We start from the raw sequence: 24,419 nt of genomic DNA, 5'->3' as shown, positions 1-24,419 counted from the left end.
GTTCAATTAGAAACGCCTGATCATTTGCACGATAATTCTATCTTGTGTAAGGTGCAAGCTAAGTCATCTGGACACCACCATCACTAAAATGAATTATAATTGAACCAATAATAAAGAAATGTCATATATTTAAGTTTTTTTAGTTTTTGTTTCATATAATTAATTATGGGTGATTGTCTTGATATCAGGATAACCACTCTTATTTTATTTTTTCTTCGGCTATTGCGAAATATTTATACGGTGCTATAACTAAGTGGGAAGGCAAAGGTCTGCTAAACTTTAATCACCGATTCACATCCGGTTACCCCTTCTGTCACTTTCGTAATTATTCTGCACTAATTCAGACGATAATTTGCATTATAATTAAAGAACCCAGCTTGTCTTCGTAAGAAGACAAGCTGGGTTCTAAAGTAGTATGTGCAAAATAGTATTTAAAATATATGCAATTCATCGGTGAAAGAGACACTCTAGTGTTGTCTATTTAGGGTCTACCCTAATCGAACCATTATCGATGCTAGCAAAACAGTATTTCTGTATGTATGATTAGAGTACTAAAAATGTTCATTATTTAGAAAAAGAATATAGAAAAAAGAGAGAGAGCAAAAACGCTCTCTCTTTTCTTGTTTTATTATTAAAATCTCATAATAGATGATTAATATGCGTTTTAGAACGCTGTGAGAGGCTCTCATTTGCATTGAAAACCGTTTATTAAAACAAATCATCGTTATCGTGTTTAATTCTATAAACCGTTTGTCTTGTAATATTCACTTCTTTCGCAATCTTACTAATTGCTTGGCCTTCTTCTAACATTTCTACAACACGATGATAGATAACACGTTTTTGAGGATCTTTCGCGTTCGGTGAATAAAGTAAAGGACGTCCTTTATAAACCCCTTTTTCTTTCGCAACTTGAATCCCTTGAGCTTGTCGACGTTTACTTTCATTTCTTTCTTGCTCTGAAACCATTGCTAATATCTGTATAATTAAATCTTTCATAAATTTATCTAATAATGGATTACCAATGACTTCGTTCATCATTGGTAGACTGGTAATCATCAATTGTACGTCTCTATCCTTTAGATAATTCACAGTATTAATGACTTCATCATAATTACGGCCTAAACGATCAATTGATTCCACGACAAAACGGTCTCCCATTCTCACAAAGTTCAATGCTTCTTGAAAGACGGGTCTGTTTTCTATAGATTGACCTGATTGTTTTTCTGTAAAAATTTTTTCAGCACCAAATGTTTTTAAATTTTCAAGTTGTCTTTCTAAATTTTGATCCACTGATGATACCCGCGCATAGCCCACAATCATTTAGTTTCACCCCACAATTAATATACACCCTAATCATACATTTGAATCGTTATAATTTCAACAATCCATTTTGTATGATTAGGGTGTACCACAAGTAGACATATAGATAAATATTTTTTACTTTTTTGTGTCACTTTACTTGTTATATTAGAAATATTCACCTAATAAATGAGAAAAGGAGTACATTTAAAGAGTTTTGTTAGTATTAATTATTTTTCGTTTTTTAGTATAAATATTACATGATTTTTAACTTTGCAACAGAACCAAAAATTTATATTCCTGGCGTAATTTTTGTCTTAATAGACGCATTACTTCTCCTGTTTTATTTAATGAACTAACTACATCGTAAGTCTACGTACCAAATTATTTTCAGGTATACCATCATCACGAGGTTACCTGTTTTCTTATATATTCCCTTAATACACACTATTTTCACCAACATTTTTTCCAAAGTGTTGCATTTTCCAACGACTTAAAACTTTTAATGGTACCCGAACGTGGGTATAACTTGTTACATTATCAAATGTAACATTTTAAATATGCTTAATTTGAGGTATCGGTTTAATGTAATTGCTCACAAATCATCAACATACTACCCATACTTTAAGCGATATAAATTAATGAAATAGGGGGAAATGTCTTGGCAAAGCTATTATACAAACTAGGAAAATTTATAGCTAAGAACAAATGGCTAAGTGTTATAGGATGGCTTGTTATACTAGGTGTCATTATCACGCCATTAATGATAAACTCACCGAAGTTTGACAGTGACATCACTATGAACGGCCTTAAGTCATTAGACACAAACGATAAAATTAGTAAAGAATTTCATCAGGACAGTGAGAAAGCCTCGATGAAAATAGTCTTCCATTCTAATAAGAATGATGGACTCAATAATAAAGATACGAAGAAAGATATTGAAGATGCTTTAGACAATATCAGACAAAATGATGATTATATCCAAAATATCTCTAATCCATATGACAGTGGACAAGTTAACGATGAAGGCGATACCGCTATCGCTAACGTAAGTTATGTAGTTCCACAAACTGGATTAAAAGATTCTTCTAAACATATCATCGACAAAGAATTAAAAGATGTAACTGACAACCACAATGTGCAAATTGAAAAAACTCAAGGTAGCTCTATGAATGCTGAAATTGGTGGTACATCAGAAATTGTCGGTATCGTCGTAGCATTCGTAATCTTACTTATTACCTTTGGTTCACTTATCGCAGCTGGTATGCCAATTATTAGTGCAATCATCGGTTTAGGTTCAAGTGTTGGTATCATCGCATTATTAACATATATCTTTGATATTCCAAACTTCACGCTTACACTAGCTGTAATGATAGGTTTAGCTGTTGGTATTGACTACTCACTCTTTATTCTATTTAGATTTAAAGAACTTAAGAAAAAAGGTGTCGATACTGTAGAAGCTATCGCAACAGCAGTGGGTACAGCAGGTAGTGCTGTAATATTCGCTGGTCTTACAGTTATGATTGCTGTTTGTGGTTTATCACTTGTAGGAATCGACTTCTTATCGGTTATGGGATTTGCTTCATCGATTAGTGTGTTATTTGCAGTATTAGCAGCATTAACACTATTACCTGCCCTAATCAGTATCTTCCATAAAAGTATTAAAATTAAAGATAAACCATCTAAAAGTAAAGACCCTAAAGATCATCCTTGGGCAAAATTTATTGTTGGTAAGCCAGTTATCGCTGTTATTGTAAGTTTAATTATTTTAATTTTAGCTGCTATACCAGTCAGTGGCATGCGTTTAGGTATTCCAGATGATAGTTTAAAACCAACTGACTCATCAGAATACAAAGCTTATAAATTGATCTCAGATAATTTTGGCGAAGGTTATAACGGACAAATTGTCATGTTAGTAAATACAAAAGATGGTGGAAGTAAAAGCACTATCGAACGTGACTTAAATAATATGCGTAGTGATGTAGAAGACATTGATAATGTTGATACAGTTTCAAAAGCACAACTAACTGACAACAACAATTACGCATTATTCACAATCATTCCTGAAAAAGGACCGAACTCACAGTCAACAAAAAATCTAGTATATGATTTACGTGATTATCATAGCCAAGCGCAAGAAAAATATGACTATGACACTGAAATTTCAGGACAAAGTGTTATTAACATCGATATGTCAGAAAAACTAAACAACGCTATTCCAGTATTTGCAGGCGTTATCGTTGTATTAGCATTCGTCTTATTAATGATTGTGTTCCGTTCAATCTTAGTTCCATTAAAAGCAGTACTAGGCTTTATCCTTTCATTAATGGCTACATTAGGTTTCACAACATTAGTCATTCAACATGGCTTTATGGGTAGCTTATTTGGTATTGAAAACACAGGACCATTACTCGCATTCCTTCCAGTAGTCACAATTGGATTGTTATTCGGACTTGCCATCGACTACGAGCTCTTCTTAATGACACGTGTACATGAAGAATACAGTAAGACTGGCGACAATGATCATTCAATCCGTGTAGGTATCAAAGAAAGTGGACCTGTTATCGTAGCTGCTGCACTTATTATGTTCAGTGTATTCATCGCATTCGTCTTCCAAGATGACAGTGCAATTAAGTCAATGGGTATCGCATTAGGTTTCGGTGTGTTATTCGACGCATTCGTCGTACGTATGACATTAATTCCAGCATTGACGAAACTCTTTGGTAAAGCTTCATGGTACCTTCCTAAATGGTTAGGTGCAGTATTGCCAAACATTGACGTTGAAGGTAAAGCTTTAGAAGAAGATAATCATCACGACACATCTTCTGAAAAAGGTCATGTCAACGATAAAAATAATGAATACGCTAGACAAGACAAAGATAACTATGTTTATCAAAATGACAAACGTAACCACAATCGCAATTATAATGACGAAGATTATAACCGTTCTGTGCATTTAGATAATCATCATGACCAGCATCATCGCCAACATCATTATGATAATCAACGTGATGATATCGACTATGAATCACTTTATACTCAAGATGGCGACCATACTCATCATGATGAGCGTAATTATAATGATCGACACTATCAAGACAATTACGATAGAAACGATGATTATCATGATTCAAATTTCGATAAAACAACAAACTTATACAAAGAATTAACTGATAGCAATATTGATCAAGATGTATTATTCAAAGCATTAATGTTATACGCTCGTGAAAACAACAAAGGTGTTTACGATAGATATAACCGATCATCTCAACATCGTCATGATGACGAACTTAGAGACTAATATTAAAAAGGAGGAAACACGTTATGTTAAAACGACGTAGTTCGAAATTCTTAGGACTACTAGCCACACTAGCCTTAGCTATAGTGCTAAGTGCTTGTGGTAATAGTGGTAGCGGTAGTGGTTCATCAGACGATAGTCAAACATCACTTGGTAATAAAGAAATCGAAATACCTTATATCGCGAGTGATAATTCAACACCACGTTCACTAGTTATAGCAGAAGTATTGAAAAAAGCAGGTTATGATGTAACAACTACACCAGTAACAGCAAGTGGCCCGTTATATACTGCTGTATCAGAGAATTCTGATTCATTCCATGCATCAGGTATCTTCCCTACTACTGATAAAAGTTACTACGATAAGTTCAAAAGTAAATTAACAATTTATGATGATAAACATTTAATTGATAACGCAAAAGTAGGTTTAGCCGTACCTAAGTACGTGCAAGATGTCGACTCAATTAGTGACTTAAAAAACAGTGACTTCGGAAAATCTGTAGATTGGACAATTCAAGGCACAGACGCACGTAATGGCGTTATGCAAGAAACTAAAGATGAACTTGATAGTGACAACTTGGATAAATATAGCTTGAAAGAAAGTTCTGACCAAGACCAATTCAAGAAAATTCAATCTGCTTTTAAACAACAAGAACCTATCGTCTTCACATCAATGGAACCTAGTTGGTTCTCTAAAGAATTAGACGTTAAAATGTTGAAAGATCCTGACAACATTTATGGTAATAATAATCAACATATTGACTTAGTATTTAACAAAAACTTTAAAGAGGCACATCCAGCTGCATACACAATTGCAACACGTATGGCAGATGATTGGAGTAAATCTGACGAAGACAAATTAGCTAAAAAAATCTTTGTTGATAACAAAAATCCAGAACAAGTAGCTAAAGACTATGTGGATGATAATGATAATAAAGTAGATGAATGGTTAGAAGATATTGAGACTAACTAATTACAAAGTTAAGATAGACAAATAAAGAATATGCTCGTTTGGTGTAGCATATTTAAAACTCATAATGCAAATTTACAGTAGCAAACCAAGTTGAGAAGGCGCTTAAGACAAACTCTTCTCAATCGTAGCTATATTGCGAGGGAGTGAAACTAAACTCAGTTTCGCTCCTACTTTTTTATATCGCTCTTATAGTATTAAACGTTTCAAATAACTTATTTACTCTTTTTTTATAAACAAATTTAAACGTAGTATCAGTTGTTATGTTTGGAAAAATCAACTTTATTGTGATAAATTACTCTTATTACGTCAGGCTATCTGACTAGATTAAATAAATAGGAGAATCAGATAATGCCGTCAGCAAATCAAAAGCGTATGATTAAACATATTCATGAAACAGTGTTTATACTTTTACATGATTATCATTTTGATGAAATCACGGTTCAAAACATATGTGATATTGCAGAAATCAACCGCAGTACGTTCTATAGATACTTCCAAGATAAATATGAATTACTCTACACTTTACCTGACTTTATTGCACAACAAATTATAGCTAAAGGTGACACATTAGCAGACATTACAACCTCTGAATCATTTGAAGACTTTATTTATTACATTTGTAATAATAAAAAGATTTTTAAGCATCTATTAGTTTCGTCTCGACAGGCAGATGTATTTAGAAGTTTAACGAATGTGGGTCGCGAAATGATTTTAAATAATTCAACTCGTAAGCGTGGCCCCTTAGCGCAAAAGATTAGAGAAAGTAAACATCCTGAAATTGTAGCTGATTTTTACAGTAGTGGCGTAATAGAAGTACTACGACGTTGGGTAGAAAATGACTATAACTATACAGTTGAAGAAGTGTTTGTAACATTAAATAATGTGCTTGAAACGTCATTATATTATTATGATAAATAAAAGCAATCTCACATAAATTAAGAGTGAGATTGCTTTTTTGTCATTTGCGTTTTTTAACGTCTACTGTCTTGTAAACCATAAAAATACGGTTCTGTTGCAAAGTTGAGTTTATAGTATAATTTTAACAAAAAGGAGTATGCTATATGAACTATTTCAGATATAAACAATTTAACAAGGACGTCATCACTGTAGCCGTTGGCTACTATCTAAGATACGCGCTGAGTTATCGTGATATATCTGAAATACTAAGAGAACGTGGTGTCAACGTTCATCATTCAACGGTCTACCGTTGGGTTCAAGAATATGCTCCGATTTTGTATCAAATTTGGAAGAAAAAACATAAAAAAGCCTATTACAAATGGCGTATTGATGAGACGTACATCAAAATAAAAGGGAAATGGAGCTATTTATATCGTGCTATTGATGCAGAGGGGCATACATTAGATATTTGGTTGCGTAAGCAACGTGATAATCATGCAGCATATGCGTTTATCAAACGTCTCATTAAACAATTTGGTAAACCTCAAAAAGTGATTACAGATCAGGCACCTTCAACGAAGGTAGCCATGGCTAAAGTTATTAAAACGTTTAAACTAAATCCCGACTGTCATTGTACATCGAAATATCTGAATAATCTCATTGAGCAAGATCACCGTCATATTAAAGTAAGAAAGACAAGATATCAAAGTATCAATACGGCCAAAAATACTTTAAAAGGTATTGAATGTATTTACGCTCTATATAAAAAGAACCGCAGGTCTCTTCAGATCTACGGATTTTCGCCATGCCACGAAATTAGCATCATGCTAGCAAGTTAAACGAACACTGGCATGATAAAATGGTGATCAGCTATAATTTTTCTAACTTTGCAACAGAACCTAATATATTAAATAAAGAATCCAACAATCGCTGCTGATAATAAGCTAACAAGTGATGCACCGTATACTAGTTTTAAACCGAAACGAGCAACTGAGTTTCCTTTCTCTGCGTTTAATCCTTTAACACTACCAGCGATAATTCCGATTGAGCTAAAGTTTGCAAAAGATACTAAAAATACTGAAACAATCCCTTTCGTACGTTCAGATAATTCACCGCTAACTTCACCTAAATTAATCATTGCAACGAATTCATTTGTAACAAGTTTTGTCGCCATCAATGACCCAGCACGTACTGCTTCATCCCAAGGGACACCGATGATAAATGCTAATGGTGCAAAGATATAACCTAATACATCTTGGAATGTAATGCTTACGCCTGGAATTAATAAGAATAAGTTGTTTACAATGGCGATCAATGCGATGTAACCGATTAACATTGCTGCAACGGTAATGGCAACTTTGAAACCATCGAGAATATATTCACCGACAACTTCAAAGAATGATTGACCTTTTGTCTCGTTGAAATCAATGTCATCGCCATCTTCGTCTTCATCGACTTCATAAGGATTGACGATACCGGCAATAATGAATCCACCGAATAAGTTTAGAACGATTGCTGTTACGACGTATTTAGGGTCTAACATCGTCATGTAAGCACCAACAATTGACATTGATACAGAACTCATTGCTTGAGCACTCAAAGTGTATAAACGTTGGTCAGAAATGTGTGGAAGTTTATTCTTCAATGAAATAAACACTTCTGATTGTCCTAAAATGACACTCGCTGCTCCATTGTAAGATTCTAAGTTACCCATTCCAGTAATCTTAGAAAGAATTATACCGAGTAATTTGATAATTAACGGTAATATCCTTAAATATTGTAAAATACCGATTAATAATGAAACAACGACGATTGGCATTAATACATTCAAGAAGAATACATTTGCACCTTCATTGGCGATTCCTCCGAATACGAAGTTAACACCTTCTGCTGCAAAACCTAACAGCTTTTCAAAAAATCCTGCAATTTTTTTGATGATAAATTCCCCAACACTAGTGTTTAATAGAATAAATGTTAATACAAACTGAATCAAAATCATAAGACCTATGTTAAGGAATTTGAACTTTTTCTTGTTCGAACTTACAAGCCATGCAAGGAGTAAAGTGACAATAATACCGAGTATACCTATAAATTGCAAGCGTTTTCACCTCTTATAAATTTTTTTTTTTGACATTTATGTCAAACAACTTCTCATATTTTATCAGAAAAATAATAAATAATATACAAAATATTTATGTTGTAACATAAATGAAATATAGGGAAATTGAAATTTAAACAAAAACTTTGACCATTTTTGATTTATTGTTTATAATCAACGTATAGTCAAATAAGGTCAAAAGAAGGTGATACGAATGCATAATATGTCAGATATTATTGAGGAGTATATTAAAGAGCTGTTTAGGCAAGCAGATCAAGATGAAGTTGAAATTAAACGTGCGCAAATTGCAGAGAAATTTGATTGTGTCCCTTCTCAATTAAATTATGTCATTAAAACGAGATTTACAAATGAACATGGTTACACGATAGAAAGTAAACGTGGTGGCGGTGGTTATATTCGAATTACACGTGTTGAAACGAGCGATCAAGATGCTTTTTTAGCACGTATTCGAAGTTTAATAGGTGATGGAATATCGTTCAATCATTCCGTTCGTATTCTTGATGGTCTTGAAGAAAACGAACTAATTACGAATCGAGAGAAACGATTAATGGCAAGTGCAATTCAACGTGAAGTGATACCAGTTGATATGGAATTACGTGACATGATTAGAGCAAATATGATGCATCAATTTATAGATATTATTCAATTTTATGATTAAGGAGCGTGAGTGAATTGGCTCAATTTTATTCAAATGACCAATCCATTCAACAGTTGTTGAATGCACTATTCAATCATTCACCATCACACATTCAGTCACAATTTAATCTGTCTAAAACTTGTTCGAGATGTGGATTAAGTTTGCAGCAAATTGTTCACAATGGGAAATTTGGATGTAGTGAATGTTTTAAGACATTTAATCAAGAGATTATTCATATCGCACAACGCGTCCAGCATGGTGCAGATGAACATATTGGTTATGTTAGTGACAACGCAAGTGAAAAAATACAATTAAAACAACGAATATCAGATCTTCAGCAAAAGATGGAAGATGCTGCAAAAGAGCAAGCATTTGAATTAGCAGCAGATTATCGTGACCAGTTAAAAGAGTTGAAAGAGCGTGAATCATAATGATATATAACGATGTGAGTCAATGGGTCAAAAATGAAGGTGAAGAGCCAATTGTTTTAAGTAGTCGTGTACGATTAGCAAGAAACTTAGACCACGTGCTTTTTCCAACCGTAGCATCTGCCAATGATTTTAAAGTTGTCCAAGATTATGTTCATCCGATATTATCTTCACAATATGATGAATTATCAATGAAAGATGTGACAGCAGTTGAAAGATTAATGCTTGTTGAGAAACATCTAATTTCACCAACGTTAACAAAGAACTCTGAAGGATCTGTATATATATCGAAAGAAGAAGATGTAAGTATTATGGTCAATGAAGAAGATCATATTCGGATTCAAACATTATCTAACACGTTGGATATTGAAGCGTTATATAATCAAGCATTAGCGATTGATCAGGAGATAGACCAAGAAGTGAATTATGCTTTCGATGAAAAACTAGGCTACTTGACAAGTTGTCCGACAAATCTAGGTACTGGCTTAAGAGCATCGGTTATGTTACATTTGCCTGCATTAGCAATGTTAGATAAAATGCCACAACTGAATTACTCTATTCAGCGGTTCGGATTTTTAGTGCGAGGTATTTTTGGTGAAGGTTCTCGTGATTTAGGTCATGTATACCAAATTTCAAATCAAGTGACACTTGGTAAGACTGAGCAAGATATTATTGATGATTTAATATATATTGTTCATAACGTGATTAATCAAGAGAAAGAGGCTAGACAAGCTCTATATAACCATTACGAAGTTCAATTAGAAGATCAATTTTTACGATCATATGGGATTTTGAAATATAGTAAATTGATTGATTTGAAAGAGGCAAGTCAAAGGTTGAGTGAAGTTAAACTTGCCTATGATTTGGGTATGATAGAAACTAAGCCATTTAACTTTCATGAAATGATGGTTAAAATTCAACCTGCTTTTATACGATATAAAACAAATGAAAATGAAAATCTTTATAGAGCTCAATTAATTCAACAACATTTGACCATGAAGCAATAACTGAACACAATAAGGAGGAATTTTATGTTATTTGGACGATTAACAGAACGAGCAAAGCGTGTTTTAGCGAATGCACAAGAAGAAGCAATTAAATTAAATCACGCACATATAGGAACAGAACATTTATTACTTGGATTAATACAAGAAGAAGAAGGAATTGCCGCAAAAGTTTTAGAATCTTTTGGCTTATCGACTGATAAAATACGTGAACAAATTGAAGGTATGTTAGCAAGTGGTGTTGGTGAGAAAGCTACGATTCATTATACACCTCGTGCTAAAAAAGTCATCGAATTATCAATGGATGAAGCACGTAAAATGAACCATACGTTTGTCGGGACGGAGCACCTATTGCTTGGACTCATTCGCGAGAATGAAGGCGTTGCAGCACGTGTCCTACAAAACTTAGATGTGAATATTACTAAAACACGGGCACAAGTAGTTAAAATGCTTGGAAATCCTGAACTTGCAAAGAAAAATGAACCACAAAAGCAACATAAGGAAGGCACACCAACGCTAGATTCATTGGCACGTGATTTAACGAAAGTGGCTAAAGAAGGGCGTTTAGATCCGGTTATCGGTCGCGAACATGAAATTACACGTGTCGTTGAAGTGTTAAGTCGACGCACAAAAAATAATCCAGTACTGATTGGTGAACCAGGTGTTGGTAAGACTGCAATTGCTGAAGGCTTAGCACTATCAATAGTGAATAATGAAATTCCAGAAACGTTAAAAGATAAAAGAGTGATGTCTTTAGATATGGGTACAGTTGTTGCAGGTACGAAGTACCGTGGAGAATTTGAAGAACGACTCAAGAAGGTCATGGAAGAGATTCATCAAGCAGGGAATGTAATCTTATTCATTGATGAACTTCATACGTTGATTGGAGCAGGTGGAGCTGAAGGTGCAATTGATGCATCCAATATTTTAAAACCAGCACTTGCTCGAGGTGAATTGCAATGTATCGGTGCGACAACGTTGGATGAATATCGTAAATATATCGAGAAAGATGCGGCGTTAGAGAGAAGATTTCAACCCGTTAAAGTTGATGAGCCTTCTACAGAAGATGCAGTGGAAGTTTTGAAAGGTTTACGCGATAAATATGAAGCACATCACCGTATTACGATTACAGATGAAGCAATTGAAGCCGCTGTTGAACTGAGTGATCGTTATATTAGTGACCGATATTTACCAGATAAAGCGATTGACTTAATCGATGAAGCAAGTTCTAAAGTGAGATTGAAGAGTCATACGATTCCTTCAGATGTGAAGGACTTAGAAGAACAAGTAGAGAAAGTGAGACGCGAAAAAGAATCTGCAGTTCATGAGCAACAATTTGAACACGCTGCGAAACTACGCGATGATCAATCTAAACTTGAAACACAACTTAAAGAAACCAAAGACAAATGGGCTCAAACACAAGGTGATTCTCATTCTCAAGTGACTAGAGATTCAATTACCCAAGTTGTTTCAATTTGGACAGGTATTCCATTAAATAAATTAGAAGAAACTGAATCAGAACGCTTATTGAATATGGAAGATGTGTTACATGAACGTGTCATTGGTCAAAGTGAAGCGGTGAAATCAATATCGAAAGCTGTTAGACGTGCTAGAGCAGGTTTGAAAGATCCGAACCGACCGATTGGAAGCTTTATCTTCTTAGGACCTACCGGCGTCGGTAAAACAGAGCTTGCTAAAGCGTTAGCAGAAGTAATGTTTGGTAATGAAGATTCGATGATACGTGTTGATATGAGTGAGTACATGGAGAAGCATTCTGTATCAAGAATGGTTGGTTCACCTCCGGGATATGTTGGATTTGATGAAGGTGGACAATTGACTGAGAAAGTCCGTGAAAATCCTTATTCGGTTATTTTATTGGATGAAGTTGAGAAAGCACACCCGGATGTCTTTAATACGTTGTTACAAGTGTTAGATGATGGACGTCTTACGGATTCCAAAGGTCGTACGGTAGACTTTAGAAATACAGTCATCATTATGACATCAAACGTTGGTTCTGAAGCAATCCGTGATAATCGTTTTGCAGGTTTCGGCGGACAAAGTGCCGAAGAAGATTATGAATCAACGCGTAAGACGATGATGAAAGAATTAAAGAATAGTTTTAAGCCAGAATTCTTAAACCGTGTGGATGATATTATCGTCTTCCATTCTTTAGAGAAAGAACAACTGCATGAAATCGTGAAGTTATTATCTAATCAATTAGTTGATCGTTTGAAGAAACAGAATATTAATATTGAATTAACTGATGCTGCAATAGATAAAATTGCCGAAGAAGGTTTCGATCCAGAATACGGAGCAAGACCGATTAATCGAGCAATTCAGCGTCACATTGAAGATCGACTGAGTGAAGAAATATTAAAAGGCGTTGAACTAGAGAACAAAAGTGTCAAAATCGATTACGTTGATGAGGCTTTCAAAGTGAATATAGAAGACTAGATTTTGTGAATCCTGTATCCTGTTAATTTAAATAGGGTATGGGGTTTTGTAGTTGATTTAAAGAACAAATAGGTATATTCCTAATCGTGGATTTGCGAAATGTTGTATATAATAAAGTCGACAGATTACACAATGGAGAATGAATTTGACTCAATTAGAAAGTAAACTTGTCAGAGATATTGGCAAAGAGGTTCCTAAGACTGCTGATGAATTTTGTAAGAAAGGGATTAAATGTCGTTGCAACTCGATAATACAACTGTTAAAAATATAAATAAAAAACATGATATAATAAGATTGAAAAATTTCATGAGTTATGCCTACTTTCTTCTGTTTCAATGGAAGTCATACGGGCAACTTTATAGTGTTTAATAATTTAAAGTATATAGTAATGATTAATACTTAATTATACTATGAACGAATATTTCAGTAAGTAGGGAATCACCTAATCATCAAATCACTTCATTATGGATATAATATCATTGGAGGAATATCATGGCCAAAAAGAAAACAATCTATGAATGTATGGCGTGTGGTGCTACAAGCCCTAAGTGGATGGGGAGATGTTCGCATTGTGGCGCTTGGAATCAAATCGAAGAGGTAACACAGTTTCAAGAATCAACTAAAGCCAAAGCTAAAGTAAGTCAGTATCGTAATGAATCCGATTCAAGTGAAGTTTTGAAACTGAGTGAAGTGACGAAAGAAGATGTATCTAGGAAATCGAGCCACATCAAAGAGTTTGACCGAGTGCTTGGTGGTGGAATTGTGGATGGTTCACTGGTTCTCATTGGTGGTGACCCTGGAATCGGGAAGTCGACGTTGTTGCTACAAGCGAGTGCAAAGCTGAGCCAGCAGTATAAAGTGTTATATATATCAGGAGAAGAAAGCGTACGACAGACAAAACTCCGAGCTGATCGTTTAACTGAAGATGCAAGTGAACTGTACGTTCATTCAGAGACAAATTTAGATGTCATACACGACATGGTGAAAAAACATAAACCGGAATTCTTAATTGTCGATTCCATCCAAACCGTTCATCATCCAGAAGTGGAAAGTGCGCCTGGAAGTGTGAGTCAAGTGCGGGAATGTACGCATGCATTGATGACCATTGCTAAAACTGAAGGTATTGCAACATTTATTGTTGGACACGTGACGAAAGAAGGGCAAATTGCAGGGCCTAGAATGTTAGAACATATGGTTGATACAGTACTTTATTTTGAAGGGGATACACATCATAGTTATCGTATATTACGTGCAGTCAAAAACAGATTCGGTTCGACACATGAGATGGGCATATTTGAGATGAAACAATCTGGTTTAACCGAAGTCATAAATCCAAGTCAAATGTTTTTAGAAGAGCGCGGTGAACATGTAGAAGGGTCAACCGTTGTAGCAACAATGGAAGGAACAAGACCGTTGCTTGTTGAAGTTCAAGCTTTAATCTCTCCAACAACGTTCCATAACCCTAGACGTATGGCGACGGGTATAGATTATAATCGGTTGAACTTGTTAATGGCTGTTCTTGAAAAGAAACAAGGCTTATTAATGCAACAACAAGATGCTTACTTAAAAGTTGCAGGTGGTGTGAAATTAGATGAGCCTGCAGTTGATTTAAGTATCATTATCGCTATTGCATCAAGTTTCAAATCGAAAGCAACAAAACCTCATGATTGTTATGTTGGTGAAGTCGGATTAACAGGTGAAGTAAGGCGTGTTGCACGAATTGAACAACGTATACAAGAAGCGTTGAAATTAGGGTTTAAACGAATCATCATTCCGAAGCACAATATGAATGAAATAGAGCTCTTTGGTGAGATTGAAGTGTTACCTGTTCAAAACATCTCCGAAGCGTTAAAAATTGCGTTTGAGTCCCAGTAATGAATTTATTGAAGAAGATGAATTTATGAAATATGATTTGCATTTTAAGGAGGTGAAAACATGTTAAAAAAGTTATTAACGGTTGTATATATGGTTATTGGGGTGACCATTGGGATATTCATTTTACCAGAATTAGCGTCTTTATTTGATTACACTCCCCCAGATTGGTTCCACAACCCAATTACCTATGGTTTGCTTGGCCTTATACTGTTTATGGTGTTCTTTTACTGGACAATTCATTATTTAGTCAATTTTATTGAAACATTTGAACGTTCAATTTTGACGCACAGTTTGTCAGAAATTATGATGGGTGCTGTCGGAATGCTCGTTGGTTTATTGTTATCAGGATTGATAGCGTTTATTATCGGAACGATTGGAATAGAGATTTTCGAAAATACAATTCCAATTATTTTAGCAGTCATTTTAGGGTATTTAGGATTACAGATTGGTTTGAAGAAACATCAAGAAATTTTAGGGATATTCCCTCAAATCAAACCGAAAGCTCAATCGACAACTAAAGTACAAGAGAAGATTTTAGATACAAGTGTCATTATTGATGGACGTATCTTAGATATTATCAATTGTGGATTCATAGACGGAACGGTTGTCGTGCCACAGTTTGTATTAGATGAATTACAACTCGTTGCAGATTCAACAGATGGGATGAAGCGTGATCGAGGTCAGCGTGGTCTAGAATTGCTTGAACAACTTATGGACAGTGCACATCCTACACGCATCGAGGAGAAACAATTTAAAGATAAGGTGAAAGAAGTTGACCAACAATTGATTTTACTCGCAAAACATTTGAATGCGAGCATTATGACAACAGATATCAACTTGAACAAAATAGCTAAAATGAAAAACATTAAAGTGTTAAATGTAAACGATTTATCAAAGAGTTTGAAACTGGCCGTTCAGCAAGGAGATGTATTTGATCTATATATTTCTAAAGTTGGTAAAGAAGAAGGTCAAGGTGTTGGATATTTAGAAGATGGCACAATGGTTGTTGTTGATGATGGAAAAAAACACGTCAATAAGACGATGAAAGTTGAAGTGGAGACAATCTTGCAAACATCTTCAGGACGAATTGTTTTTGTCAAAATAGTATAGGAGGCTACTATGGGATATAGCGTAATTATTCCAGCCGCCGGTGTTGGAAAGCGGATGAAACATCATAGAAATAAATTATTCATCGAATTACAAGGTCAATCCATTTTGGAGAGAACTTTAAATATATTTGAAACCCATTCACTATGTGATGAAATTATTATCGCAGTAAATAAACAAGACATTCATGATATAGAACAATTACGAGCTCAATATACAAAAATAAAACCACTAGTAGAAGGTGGAGTTGAACGTCAACATAGTATATATCATGCGCTAAAACATATTGAAAACGATATCGTCATGGTGCATGATGCAGCACGACCCTTTGTCATACATGAACAGATAAACATGTTGTATCAAAGTGTTGTAGAAGGGCAACATGCAGTACTTGGTGTCCGTGCAAAAGATACAATAAAAATAGTGGATGAACACAAAATAATTAAAAGTACACTAGACCGCAATTCGATTTATCACATTCAAACACCTCAAGCTTTTACGAAAAAAGTGTTAACGAAAGCGTATGATGATGCGTTTAGTAAAGGTATTTTAGGAACAGATGATGCTTCACTCGTTGAACAAAGCGGTATTGCTGTTGCGATTATCGAAGGATCCGATACAAATATAAAAATTACAACACCGATTGATATACAACTTGGTGAATTGATATTACAAAATATGGTGAAAAGGAATGAACGGTGATGATTAGAATTGGTTATGGCTACGACGTCCATCAATTTGCTAAAGATCGTGACTTAATCATCGGAGGGATTCACATCCCTTATGATAAAGGACTTTTAGGACATTCTGATGCTGATGTATTATTGCATGCGATTACTGATGCGATATTAGGTGCGGCGGCGTTAGGTGATATAGGAAAGTTATTTCCAGATACTGATCCAAAATTTGAAGGTGCTGACTCGAAAGAATTATTGAAAGAAGCTTATGCACAAGTCGTGGCGAAAGGTTTGACCATTAATAATATAGATGCGACAATTATCGCTGAAGCACCGAAGTTCAGACCTTATATTGACCTAATTAGAGAAGTTATTGCAGAGATCTTAAATATAAGTATAGAGCAAGTTAATGTGAAGGCAACAACATCAGAAAAAATGGGATTTGTTGGACGAAAAGAAGGTATTGCGAGTCATGCTGTGATACTATTAAGCTAATAATGAGTATATGAGTAAGGGAGAATGAATCATGAGTGAAAATATAAGAGTGAGATATGCACCGAGTCCTACTGGATTTTTACATATCGGTAATGCTAGAACAGCGCTATTCAATTATTTATTTGCAAAACATAACGATGGAGCATTTATCATTCGTATTGAAGACACAGATCAGTCTAGACATGTTGATGAAGGTGAGAAGTCTCAATTAGACAATTTAAAATGGCTAGGCATTGATTGGGATGAAAGTGTCGATGTTCCTGGAGATGTAGGTCCATATCGTCAATCCGAGCGTAGACATATTTATGATCCGATTGTTGAGCAATTGTTAAAAGAAGATAAGGCTTATAAATGTTATATGACAGAAGAAGAATTAGAAGCGGAAAGAGAAGAACAAATCGCTAATGGTATGCCTCCTAGATATAGTGGGAAGCATGCGAACTTAACAGATCAAGAGAGAGAACAATTTGAAGCAGAAGGACGCACACCAAGTATTAGATTACGAGTGCCGCAAAATAAGACTTATAAATTCAATGACATGGTGAAAGGTGAAGTATCTTTCGAATCTAATGACTTCGGGGATTGGGTTATCGTCAAAAAAGATGGCATGCCAACGTATAATTTCGCTGTTGCGATTGATGACCACCATATGAAAATAACACATGTTTTACGTGGGGATGATCATATCTCAAATACACCTAAACAATTGATGGTTTATGATGTGCTAGGGTATGAACCACCGATCTTTGGACATATGACATTGATTGTGAACGAGAATAAGAAAAAGTTAAGTAAACGTGATGGATCTATTCTCCAATTTATCGAACAATATAGAGAGCTTGGATACTTGCCAGAAGCATTATTTAATTTCATTACGTTATTAGGTTGGACACCAGGTGGTGAAGAAGAAATTTTCTCAAAAGATGAACTGATTGAGAAGTTTGAAGCAAGTCGATTGAGTAAATCTCCCGCATTTTTTGATAAACAGAAATTAGAATGGATCAATAACCAATATATGAAGACTAAAGATACTGATGCAGTATTTGAAATGTCCATGCCTTTCTTGATGGAAGCGGGTCTTGTCGCACCATCAGATAAAGAATGGGCATATAAACTAGTTGAGTTATATCAACCGCAAATGAGTTATGCGAAAGAAATTGTTGAATTATCTGAGTTATTCTTTAAAGAGAATTTAACGATGGATGACGAAGCGAAAGCGGTATTAAATGGAGAGACTGTTCCAACTGTGTTAAATGAACTTAAAACTAAAGTTGAACAATTAGAGGAATTTGAAGCGACTGCGATTAAGAAAGAAATCAAAGCAATTCAAAAGGAAACAGGTATTAAAGGAAAGAACTTATTTATGCCGATTCGTGTAGCAGTTTCTGGACAAACGCATGGTCCAGAACTACCAAATACAATCGAATTGTTAGGGAAAGATAAAGTCATTAAACGTATTGATGAAGCATTATCAATGATATAGAGTAATTATCTTGAAAAAATTCACAAATTGATTTATTGTTATGTATGTAGAATTAGTATAAATAATCTGGCAAATTTAGAGAGCAACTAGTTGGTGTAAAGTTGTCGAAGATTATTTAGAATGCATCTATCTGGAAAGAATAATTACGAATATCATTTGGAGTAAAAATATAGAGTGGAACCGTGTGAAAACACCTCTGAATCAATCTTTGATTGGTTAGAGGTGTTTTTTCGTAGTGAGGTGAGTTGATGTTTAATAGAATTAAAGAAGACATTCAAATGGTGCTAGAGCAAGATCCAGCAGCACCCCAATGGTATACAGTGTTATTGACCTATAGTGGATTGCATGCTATATGGTGGTATTATATATCAAGTTTCTTCCAACGACGAGGCTTTAAGTTCATTGCACGCAGTATATCCCAAATTGCGCGTTGGATTACTGGTGTAGAAATTCACCCGGGTGCTACAATAGGGAAACGATTATTCATTGATCATGGTATGGGCGTAGTAATAGGTGAAACAACAATTATTGGTGATGATGTCACAATATACCAAGGTGTTACGCTTGGAGGTACAGGGAAAGAGTCAGGAAAGCGACATCCGACACTTGGTAATCATGTGCTTGTTGCTGCCGGTGCAAAAGTATTAGGCAGTATTGAAATTGGTGACTGTGTCAATATTGGTGCCAATTCAGTTGTACTTAAAGACGTTCCTTCACATTCTACTGTCGTCGGTATTCCTGGTCGTGTAGTAAAGCATAAAGGCGCGCGCGTTAATATTGATAAAGACTTTAACCATAATAATTTACCGGACCCTATATATGAAAAGCTTAAAGAATTAGAAAGGCATATAGATCAAGTTAAGAATAAGGAGATTGAAGATGATTACATTATATAATACGTTAACTCGAAAGAAAGAAGAATTTAAACCAATAGAAGATGGAAAGGTTTCAATGTATGTATGTGGTCCAACAGTTTATAACTACATTCATATTGGTAATGCTAGACCTGCAATTAGTTTTGATGTGGTTAGGAGATATTTTGAGTATAAAGATTATGAAGTGAAATATGTATCAAACTTTACGGATGTTGATGATAAATTGATCAAGGCAAGCCGAGAGCTTAAAAAAGAAGTGCCTGAGATTGCAGAGCGATTCATTGAAGCGTATTTCGAAGATACGGAAGCATTAAACATTAAAAGAGCAAATGTTCACCCAAGAGTTATGGATCATATGGATGATATCATTCAATTTATTGAAGTGCTGATTGAAAAAGGTCATGCATATGCTGTTGAAGGAGACGTATATTTTAGAACGAGATCATTTGAAGATTATGGAAAGTTAAGTCACCAATCAATTGATGACTTAAAAGTGGGTGCTAGAATTGAAGCGAATGATATTAAGGAAGATCCACTAGATTTCGCGCTATGGAAAAGTGCCAAAGATGGTGAAATCAACTGGAAGTCACCATGGGGGACTGGTCGACCAGGGTGGCATATTGAATGTTCTGTGATGGCTCGTATTCATTTAGGAGATACGATTGATATTCATGCAGGTGGACAAGACTTAACATTCCCCCATCATGATAATGAAATTGCACAATCTGAATGTATGACTGATCAATCATTTGCAAATTATTGGATGCATAACGGTTATATTAATATTGATAATGAAAAAATGAGTAAATCCCTTGGTAACTTTATTTTAGTCCATGACATTATTAAAGAAGTAGACCCAGTGTTACTTAGATATTTTATGCTGACGGCACACTATAGAAACCCGATTAACTACAATAAAGAATTGTTAGATGATGCAAGTATCGGTTTGAATCGATTGAAAAACACATACCAGTCATTACATGAACGATTGGATATGAGTGCGGATATTGGAAAAGAAGATGAGTATTGGCATCAACAACTCGAACATAATTTAACTGAATTTGAACGTGCAATGGATGATGATTTCAACACTCCAAATGCAATTGCAGCATGGTTCGAGCTAATGAAAATGGGGAATAAATATTTAACTGAAGCCCATTCAAATATTAATATATTGAATGCATTTATTAAGCAATATCAAGTTTATATGTCTGTATTAGGTGTTGAGTGGGAGATTGAACAAGAATTATTAGATGAAGATATTGAGAAGTTAATCGAAGAAAGAAATAAAGCACGCTTGAATAAAGATTTTGGACGTGCGGATGAAATTCGTGACCAATTGAAACAACTCAATATTATATTAGAAGATACACCACAAGGTGTGAAGTGGAAACGAGGATAATATGAATGAATATAATATATTGACGTTGGCTTTTATGGGAGATAGTGTTTATGACTTGTATGTAAGACATCATGTCATTAAATCACTAAAGGCAAAACCGAATGCACTTCAACGTGAGGCGACGATTTATGTGTCTGCAAAATCTCAAAGTAAAACAGCTCAATATTTAATCGACTCAAACTTTTTAAATGAGGATGAATTGGATATTTTTAAGCGAGGTAAAAATGCAAAGATTCATTCTAAAGCAAAGAATGCATCAGTCATGGATTATCGAATGTCTACAGGATTTGAAGCGGTCCTTGGCTCACTATATATGAGTCATCAAATAGAGCGATTAGAACAGATTGTGATTCATTCAATAGAATACGTAGAACAGGAGGTAAAATAATGAACAAATCAGAATTAATTGTTGGAAGACACCCGGTTAAAGAAGCGTTAAAGTCAGAACGTGTATGTAATAAATTATTTGTTCAAGAAAGTGCGAATATGAATCAGATGCAAGATATTATCAAGCGTGCTAAAGAACAAAAAGTGGTCGTTCAACAAGTACCTAAATCAAAGCTAGATCACATGAGTAATGAAAATCATCAAGGTGTTATACTGGCTGTTTCCCCGTATGAATATTTGTCGTTGAATGAACTAATTGGTAAGCATAGAGAGTCTGATAAAGTGAGGTTTTTTATTTTAGATGGTATAGAAGATCCGCACAACTTCGGTTCGATGATTCGTACAGCTGATGCAATTGGAATGAGTGGGTTTATTATTCCTGAAAGAAGATCGGTTCAAGTTAATGAAACAGTCGTTAAGACATCTACTGGTGCGATTGAACATATTGATATAGCACGGGTAACTAATTTAGCGAAAGCAATTGATACGTTGAAGAAAGAAGGCTTTTGGATCGTTGGTACCGATGCAAGTGCGACGGATGATTTCCGTAACATGCCTTCGGATGCTAAGTTAGCAATCGTCATTGGATCAGAAGGTGAAGGGATGAGTCGGTTAGTGAAAGACGAGTGTGACTTTTTAATAAAATTGCCGATGGTTGGACATGTTAATAGTTTGAATGCTTCTATTGCAACAAGCTTGATAATGTATGAGTTGCATCGTAAAGATTACCCGCTAGAGGGGTGAACGGATGAAGAAGTATAAATATTTATATGTAGATGGTTATAATGTAATCGGTCAACGCGTGAAATTATCACAATTGACACACAATGAACTATTAGAAGAAAGAAGGCTTCTAATTGAACAATTACAAAATTTAAGCATGACGCTAGCAGATGAAGTGATTTGTGTATTTGATGCATATAATGTGAAATCAAAAGAAAGTGTTGAAGTGACCTTAGGGGTTACAGTGGTTTATACTAAAGAACAACAAACGGCAGATCATTATATTGAAGAGCAAGTTGGCCTTAAATATAATATGCATACAACGGAAGTGATTGTTGTTACGAGTGACTTATCAGAGCAATATTCAGCATTTTTCCAAGGGGCTAAACGAATGTCTAGCCGAGAGTTTAATAAATTAATACAATATGAGCAAAAAAATATTTCAGACATTATATCTGCCAAAAAATCAAAAACGCCAAGATCAAAAATTGAAATTTCTGATGAAATTTATACTAAATTGGACAAACTGCGTAGAAATATTACAGATTGATGTTTGTTGAACAAGATTCTATTCGCTAAAGTATAAGTGTCTTATACTTTAACAAATAGAGGTGTTCAAGATGTTCGTCATTAAAGCCCATACTTTTTATATTTGTGAGGTAAAAAATTACTATATGATTGCAAAGAAAGCTGCAATGCATGATGAAGAAGCTTTTTGCCAACTGTGGAATGAGTATGGTAAATATGCGGATAAATATTTATTAAATTGTCATAGCGGACCATTCAATTCAGATGATTTGTTACAAGATATACAAATAGAGTTATTAAACTTTTGTAAAAACATTGATCGTTATAAAGCGTTATCTGATCGAGAGTTAAAGAGTTTGTTTAAGACCGTCATCAAAAACCAAATCAACAATGCATGGAGAAAGTTTTATTCGTATAAAGAAAAGACGGAGATGGAGCAAATCTCATTATATGATGAATTATCTGAAGATTGTTTGGTCATTGACACGCTAACTAATCATCAGGCGAATAATCCGCTAGAATATATTATATTAGATTGTTCAGTAGAAGAAATTAAGCAATGGTCAAGAACGCGCTCTAAGCATCAAAGAGTTGTACTGAATATGTTAGCTGATAATCGGTCGATAGAAGATATTGTTGTCGATTGTAGGTTGTCTAGAAGGCAAGTGTATAATGCAATATATCAGTTGAGGCAAGATTACAAAAAGATGAATGATAGATGTTGAAGGCTATTTGACTTATGTAATGTATCATTGTATATTTAGTAAGAATATGTATAGTGAATTGAAGGTGGACTTGATGAAGCAAGCGTTATTATGTACAAAATGCGGTTCTAGAAATTACACAATAACTATTAGTGAAAAGCATAAGTCCGAGCGTTTTGAAGCGAAAAAACATTGTAAAGTATGCAACGAACATACTTTGCATAAGGCATCAATTTAGGAGAATGTGAAATGAATAATAATAAAAACTTTTTTGCAAACGTTGTAACTGAAATGAAAAAAGTCAGTTGGCCAACGGGTCAAGAAACAGCTAAATATACGGTGATTGTTATGTTAACCGTTATATTCTTTTTAGCCTTTTTCTATTTAGTAGATTTAGGCATCTCGCAAATCATTGAATTTATGCAATAATATTGGAGGGTCAATATGACTGAGCAAGCGTCACAAAAACATTGGTATGCTGTACACACATACTCGGGGTATGAAAACAAAGTAAAACAAAACCTAGAAAAAAGATTAGAATCGATGAATATGCAAGATTTGATTTTTCGTATTGTTATTCCTGAAGAGGAAGAGATTTCAATTAAAGATGGTAAGAAAAAAAGCACAATCAAGAAAACATTCCCTGGTTATGTATTAGTTGAACTTGTGATGACTGATGAGTCATGGTATGTTGTTCGAAATACACCAGGTGTCACTGGATTCGTTGGAGCTCAAGGAGCGGGGGTTAAACCAAATCCACTCTTGCCGGACGAAATTAAATTTATATTGAAACAGATGGGTATGGCAGAGAAAACGATCGATGTAGATGTTGAAATTGGTGAGCAAATTAAAGTCATCGGTGGACCATTTAAAAATAATATCGGTGCAATCAAAACAATAGATGAAGAGAAATTTAAATTGACGGTACTTGTTGAAATGTTTGGCCGAGAAACACCTGTTGAAGTTGAATTCGACCAAATCGAAAAATTATAGGTTGATTATAAATTTTATATATGGTATTATTTTGTAGTCGCTATTTTCATAGTGACTACATTT

Annotated in this window: 24 protein-coding genes; 22 read left to right on the top strand and 2 right to left on the bottom strand. The window is 34.7% G+C overall.

All coding sequences use genetic code 11. The features are described 5' to 3' along the window. Nucleotides 1-708: 708 nt before the first annotated feature. A complete protein-coding gene (locus EDD62_RS08255; RefSeq protein WP_070861750.1) occupies nucleotides 709-1,320 on the bottom strand; it encodes a recombinase family protein in 612 nt (203 codons plus the stop codon). Nucleotides 1,321-1,960: 640 nt separating this feature from the next. Between EDD62_RS08255 and EDD62_RS08250 the strand changes: the two genes are divergently transcribed. The 4 genes from EDD62_RS08250 to EDD62_RS08235 all read left to right on the top strand — a co-directional run bounded on the left by EDD62_RS08250 (nucleotide 1,961) and on the right by EDD62_RS08235 (nucleotide 7,304). Next, complete coding sequence (locus tag EDD62_RS08250; RefSeq protein WP_123808557.1) at nucleotides 1,961-4,600, top strand: MMPL family transporter; 2,640 nt, start codon at nucleotides 1,961-1,963, stop codon at nucleotides 4,598-4,600. Nucleotides 4,601-4,623: 23 nt separating this feature from the next. Continuing rightward, nucleotides 4,624-5,568, top strand: coding sequence for a glycine betaine ABC transporter substrate-binding protein (locus EDD62_RS08245; RefSeq protein ID WP_002454675.1), 945 nt, complete (start codon nucleotides 4,624-4,626; stop codon nucleotides 5,566-5,568). Between the two features lie 348 nt (nucleotides 5,569-5,916). Beyond that, nucleotides 5,917-6,486 (top strand): TetR/AcrR family transcriptional regulator, encoded by a 570-nt coding sequence (locus EDD62_RS08240; protein ID WP_123808555.1) that lies wholly within the window; start codon nucleotides 5,917-5,919, stop codon nucleotides 6,484-6,486. 143 nt (nucleotides 6,487-6,629) lie between these two features. Next, complete coding sequence (locus EDD62_RS08235; protein WP_077140262.1) at nucleotides 6,630-7,304, top strand: IS6-like element IS257 family transposase; 675 nt, start codon at nucleotides 6,630-6,632, stop codon at nucleotides 7,302-7,304. A 68-nt stretch (nucleotides 7,305-7,372) separates the two neighbouring features. Here the strand turns inward: EDD62_RS08235 and EDD62_RS08230 are convergent, their stop codons facing one another. Next, nucleotides 7,373-8,563 carry a NupC/NupG family nucleoside CNT transporter gene (locus EDD62_RS08230; RefSeq protein ID WP_077140969.1) on the bottom strand — a complete coding sequence of 397 codons (1,191 nt, stop codon included), beginning with the start codon at nucleotides 8,561-8,563 and terminating at the stop codon, nucleotides 7,373-7,375. Nucleotides 8,564-8,777: 214 nt separating this feature from the next. Here EDD62_RS08230 and EDD62_RS08225 point away from each other — a divergent pair, with 214 nt between their 5' ends. The 18 genes from EDD62_RS08225 to nusG all read left to right on the top strand — a co-directional run bounded on the left by EDD62_RS08225 (nucleotide 8,778) and on the right by nusG (nucleotide 24,356). Next, the gene (locus EDD62_RS08225; protein WP_123808553.1) at nucleotides 8,778-9,242 is read left to right on the top strand and encodes a CtsR family transcriptional regulator; all 465 of its coding nucleotides are present in this window, start codon (nucleotides 8,778-8,780) and stop codon (nucleotides 9,240-9,242) included. Nucleotides 9,243-9,256: 14 nt separating this feature from the next. Continuing rightward, complete coding sequence (locus tag EDD62_RS08220) at nucleotides 9,257-9,652, top strand: UvrB/UvrC motif-containing protein (RefSeq protein WP_123808551.1); 396 nt, start codon at nucleotides 9,257-9,259, stop codon at nucleotides 9,650-9,652. Then, nucleotides 9,652-10,656 carry a protein arginine kinase gene (locus EDD62_RS08215; protein WP_077140966.1) on the top strand — a complete coding sequence of 335 codons (1,005 nt, stop codon included), beginning with the start codon at nucleotides 9,652-9,654 and terminating at the stop codon, nucleotides 10,654-10,656. The genes EDD62_RS08220 and EDD62_RS08215 overlap by 1 nt, the downstream gene beginning before the upstream one ends. A gap of 24 nt (nucleotides 10,657-10,680) precedes the next feature. Next, entirely contained in the window at nucleotides 10,681-13,107 is a 2,427-nt protein-coding gene (locus EDD62_RS08210; protein ID WP_123808550.1) for an ATP-dependent Clp protease ATP-binding subunit, read from the top strand. Nucleotides 13,108-13,599: 492 nt separating this feature from the next. Beyond that, a complete protein-coding gene (gene radA, locus EDD62_RS08205) occupies nucleotides 13,600-14,982 on the top strand; it encodes a DNA repair protein RadA (RefSeq protein ID WP_123808548.1) in 1,383 nt (460 codons plus the stop codon). A 60-nt stretch (nucleotides 14,983-15,042) separates the two neighbouring features. Continuing rightward, complete coding sequence (locus EDD62_RS08200; protein ID WP_123808546.1) at nucleotides 15,043-16,092, top strand: PIN/TRAM domain-containing protein; 1,050 nt, start codon at nucleotides 15,043-15,045, stop codon at nucleotides 16,090-16,092. Between the two features lie 9 nt (nucleotides 16,093-16,101). Continuing rightward, nucleotides 16,102-16,791, top strand: a complete 690-nt coding sequence (ispD, locus tag EDD62_RS08195) for a 2-C-methyl-D-erythritol 4-phosphate cytidylyltransferase (RefSeq protein ID WP_123808544.1) — start codon at nucleotides 16,102-16,104, stop codon at nucleotides 16,789-16,791. Then, nucleotides 16,791-17,261 (top strand): 2-C-methyl-D-erythritol 2,4-cyclodiphosphate synthase, encoded by a 471-nt coding sequence (ispF, locus tag EDD62_RS08190; RefSeq protein ID WP_123808542.1) that lies wholly within the window; start codon nucleotides 16,791-16,793, stop codon nucleotides 17,259-17,261. The genes ispD and ispF overlap by 1 nt, the downstream gene beginning before the upstream one ends. Nucleotides 17,262-17,292: 31 nt before the next feature. Then, complete coding sequence (gltX, locus tag EDD62_RS08185; RefSeq protein WP_123808540.1) at nucleotides 17,293-18,744, top strand: glutamate--tRNA ligase; 1,452 nt, start codon at nucleotides 17,293-17,295, stop codon at nucleotides 18,742-18,744. 248 nt (nucleotides 18,745-18,992) lie between these two features. Then, complete coding sequence (cysE, locus tag EDD62_RS08180) at nucleotides 18,993-19,640, top strand: serine O-acetyltransferase (RefSeq protein WP_123808538.1); 648 nt, start codon at nucleotides 18,993-18,995, stop codon at nucleotides 19,638-19,640. After that, on the top strand, nucleotides 19,624-21,021 hold the full coding sequence (gene cysS, locus EDD62_RS08175; protein ID WP_123808536.1) for a cysteine--tRNA ligase: 1,398 nt from the start codon (nucleotides 19,624-19,626) through the stop codon (nucleotides 21,019-21,021). Before cysE ends, cysS begins: the two co-directional genes overlap by 17 nt. A gap of 1 nt (nucleotide 21,022) precedes the next feature. Beyond that, nucleotides 21,023-21,409, top strand: a complete 387-nt coding sequence (locus EDD62_RS08170) for a Mini-ribonuclease 3 (RefSeq protein WP_123808534.1) — start codon at nucleotides 21,023-21,025, stop codon at nucleotides 21,407-21,409. Continuing rightward, the gene (rlmB, locus tag EDD62_RS08165; RefSeq protein WP_123808531.1) at nucleotides 21,409-22,152 is read left to right on the top strand and encodes a 23S rRNA (guanosine(2251)-2'-O)-methyltransferase RlmB; all 744 of its coding nucleotides are present in this window, start codon (nucleotides 21,409-21,411) and stop codon (nucleotides 22,150-22,152) included. Before EDD62_RS08170 ends, rlmB begins: the two co-directional genes overlap by 1 nt. A gap of 4 nt (nucleotides 22,153-22,156) precedes the next feature. Next, nucleotides 22,157-22,681 carry an NYN domain-containing protein gene (locus tag EDD62_RS08160; RefSeq protein WP_123808529.1) on the top strand — a complete coding sequence of 175 codons (525 nt, stop codon included), beginning with the start codon at nucleotides 22,157-22,159 and terminating at the stop codon, nucleotides 22,679-22,681. A 70-nt stretch (nucleotides 22,682-22,751) separates the two neighbouring features. After that, a complete protein-coding gene (locus tag EDD62_RS08155; RefSeq protein WP_077140935.1) occupies nucleotides 22,752-23,384 on the top strand; it encodes an RNA polymerase sigma factor in 633 nt (210 codons plus the stop codon). After that, on the top strand, nucleotides 23,371-23,601 hold the full coding sequence (gene rpmG / locus EDD62_RS09440; protein ID WP_407922648.1) for a 50S ribosomal protein L33: 231 nt from the start codon (nucleotides 23,371-23,373) through the stop codon (nucleotides 23,599-23,601). The genes EDD62_RS08155 and rpmG overlap by 14 nt, the downstream gene beginning before the upstream one ends. An 11-nt stretch (nucleotides 23,602-23,612) precedes the next feature. Beyond that, entirely contained in the window at nucleotides 23,613-23,792 is a 180-nt protein-coding gene (secE, locus tag EDD62_RS08145; RefSeq protein WP_077140933.1) for a preprotein translocase subunit SecE, read from the top strand. Nucleotides 23,793-23,807: 15 nt separating this feature from the next. Beyond that, nucleotides 23,808-24,356, top strand: coding sequence for a transcription termination/antitermination protein NusG (gene nusG, locus EDD62_RS08140; RefSeq protein ID WP_077140932.1), 549 nt, complete (start codon nucleotides 23,808-23,810; stop codon nucleotides 24,354-24,356). Nucleotides 24,357-24,419: the final 63 nt, after the last annotated feature.

The organism is Abyssicoccus albus (assembly GCF_003815035.1).
Lineage (GTDB): Bacteria > Bacillota > Bacilli > Staphylococcales > Abyssicoccaceae > Abyssicoccus > Abyssicoccus albus.
The sequence above is the reverse complement of the archived record's forward strand: the minus strand, read 5'-3'. Positions and strand labels throughout refer to the sequence as shown.

Bases quoted from the DNA above. Each gene is read 5' to 3' on its own strand.
- EDD62_RS08255 (WP_070861750.1), bottom strand. From the start codon at position 1,320: ATGATTGTGGGCTATGCGCGGGTATCATCAGTGGATCAAAATTTAGAA.
- ispF (WP_123808542.1), top strand. From the start codon at position 16,791: ATGATTAGAATTGGTTATGGCTACGACGTCCATCAATTTGCTAAAGAT.
- EDD62_RS08235 (WP_077140262.1), top strand. From the start codon at position 6,630: ATGAACTATTTCAGATATAAACAATTTAACAAGGACGTCATCACTGTA.
- rlmB (WP_123808531.1), top strand. From the start codon at position 21,409: ATGAACAAATCAGAATTAATTGTTGGAAGACACCCGGTTAAAGAAGCG.
- EDD62_RS08215 (WP_077140966.1), top strand. From the start codon at position 9,652: ATGATATATAACGATGTGAGTCAATGGGTCAAAAATGAAGGTGAAGAG.
- cysE (WP_123808538.1), top strand. From the start codon at position 18,993: ATGTTTAATAGAATTAAAGAAGACATTCAAATGGTGCTAGAGCAAGAT.
- EDD62_RS08225 (WP_123808553.1), top strand. From the start codon at position 8,778: ATGCATAATATGTCAGATATTATTGAGGAGTATATTAAAGAGCTGTTT.
- EDD62_RS08160 (WP_123808529.1), top strand. From the start codon at position 22,157: ATGAAGAAGTATAAATATTTATATGTAGATGGTTATAATGTAATCGGT.
- EDD62_RS08170 (WP_123808534.1), top strand. From the start codon at position 21,023: ATGAATGAATATAATATATTGACGTTGGCTTTTATGGGAGATAGTGTT.
- cysS (WP_123808536.1), top strand. From the start codon at position 19,624: ATGATTACATTATATAATACGTTAACTCGAAAGAAAGAAGAATTTAAA.
- ispD (WP_123808544.1), top strand. From the start codon at position 16,102: ATGGGATATAGCGTAATTATTCCAGCCGCCGGTGTTGGAAAGCGGATG.
- secE (WP_077140933.1), top strand. From the start codon at position 23,613: ATGAATAATAATAAAAACTTTTTTGCAAACGTTGTAACTGAAATGAAA.
- EDD62_RS08210 (WP_123808550.1), top strand. From the start codon at position 10,681: ATGTTATTTGGACGATTAACAGAACGAGCAAAGCGTGTTTTAGCGAAT.
- EDD62_RS08240 (WP_123808555.1), top strand. From the start codon at position 5,917: ATGCCGTCAGCAAATCAAAAGCGTATGATTAAACATATTCATGAAACA.
- rpmG (WP_407922648.1), top strand. From the start codon at position 23,371: ATGATAGATGTTGAAGGCTATTTGACTTATGTAATGTATCATTGTATA.
- gltX (WP_123808540.1), top strand. From the start codon at position 17,293: ATGAGTGAAAATATAAGAGTGAGATATGCACCGAGTCCTACTGGATTT.
- EDD62_RS08245 (WP_002454675.1), top strand. From the start codon at position 4,624: ATGTTAAAACGACGTAGTTCGAAATTCTTAGGACTACTAGCCACACTA.
- radA (WP_123808548.1), top strand. From the start codon at position 13,600: ATGGCCAAAAAGAAAACAATCTATGAATGTATGGCGTGTGGTGCTACA.
- nusG (WP_077140932.1), top strand. From the start codon at position 23,808: ATGACTGAGCAAGCGTCACAAAAACATTGGTATGCTGTACACACATAC.
- EDD62_RS08200 (WP_123808546.1), top strand. From the start codon at position 15,043: ATGTTAAAAAAGTTATTAACGGTTGTATATATGGTTATTGGGGTGACC.
- EDD62_RS08155 (WP_077140935.1), top strand. From the start codon at position 22,752: ATGTTCGTCATTAAAGCCCATACTTTTTATATTTGTGAGGTAAAAAAT.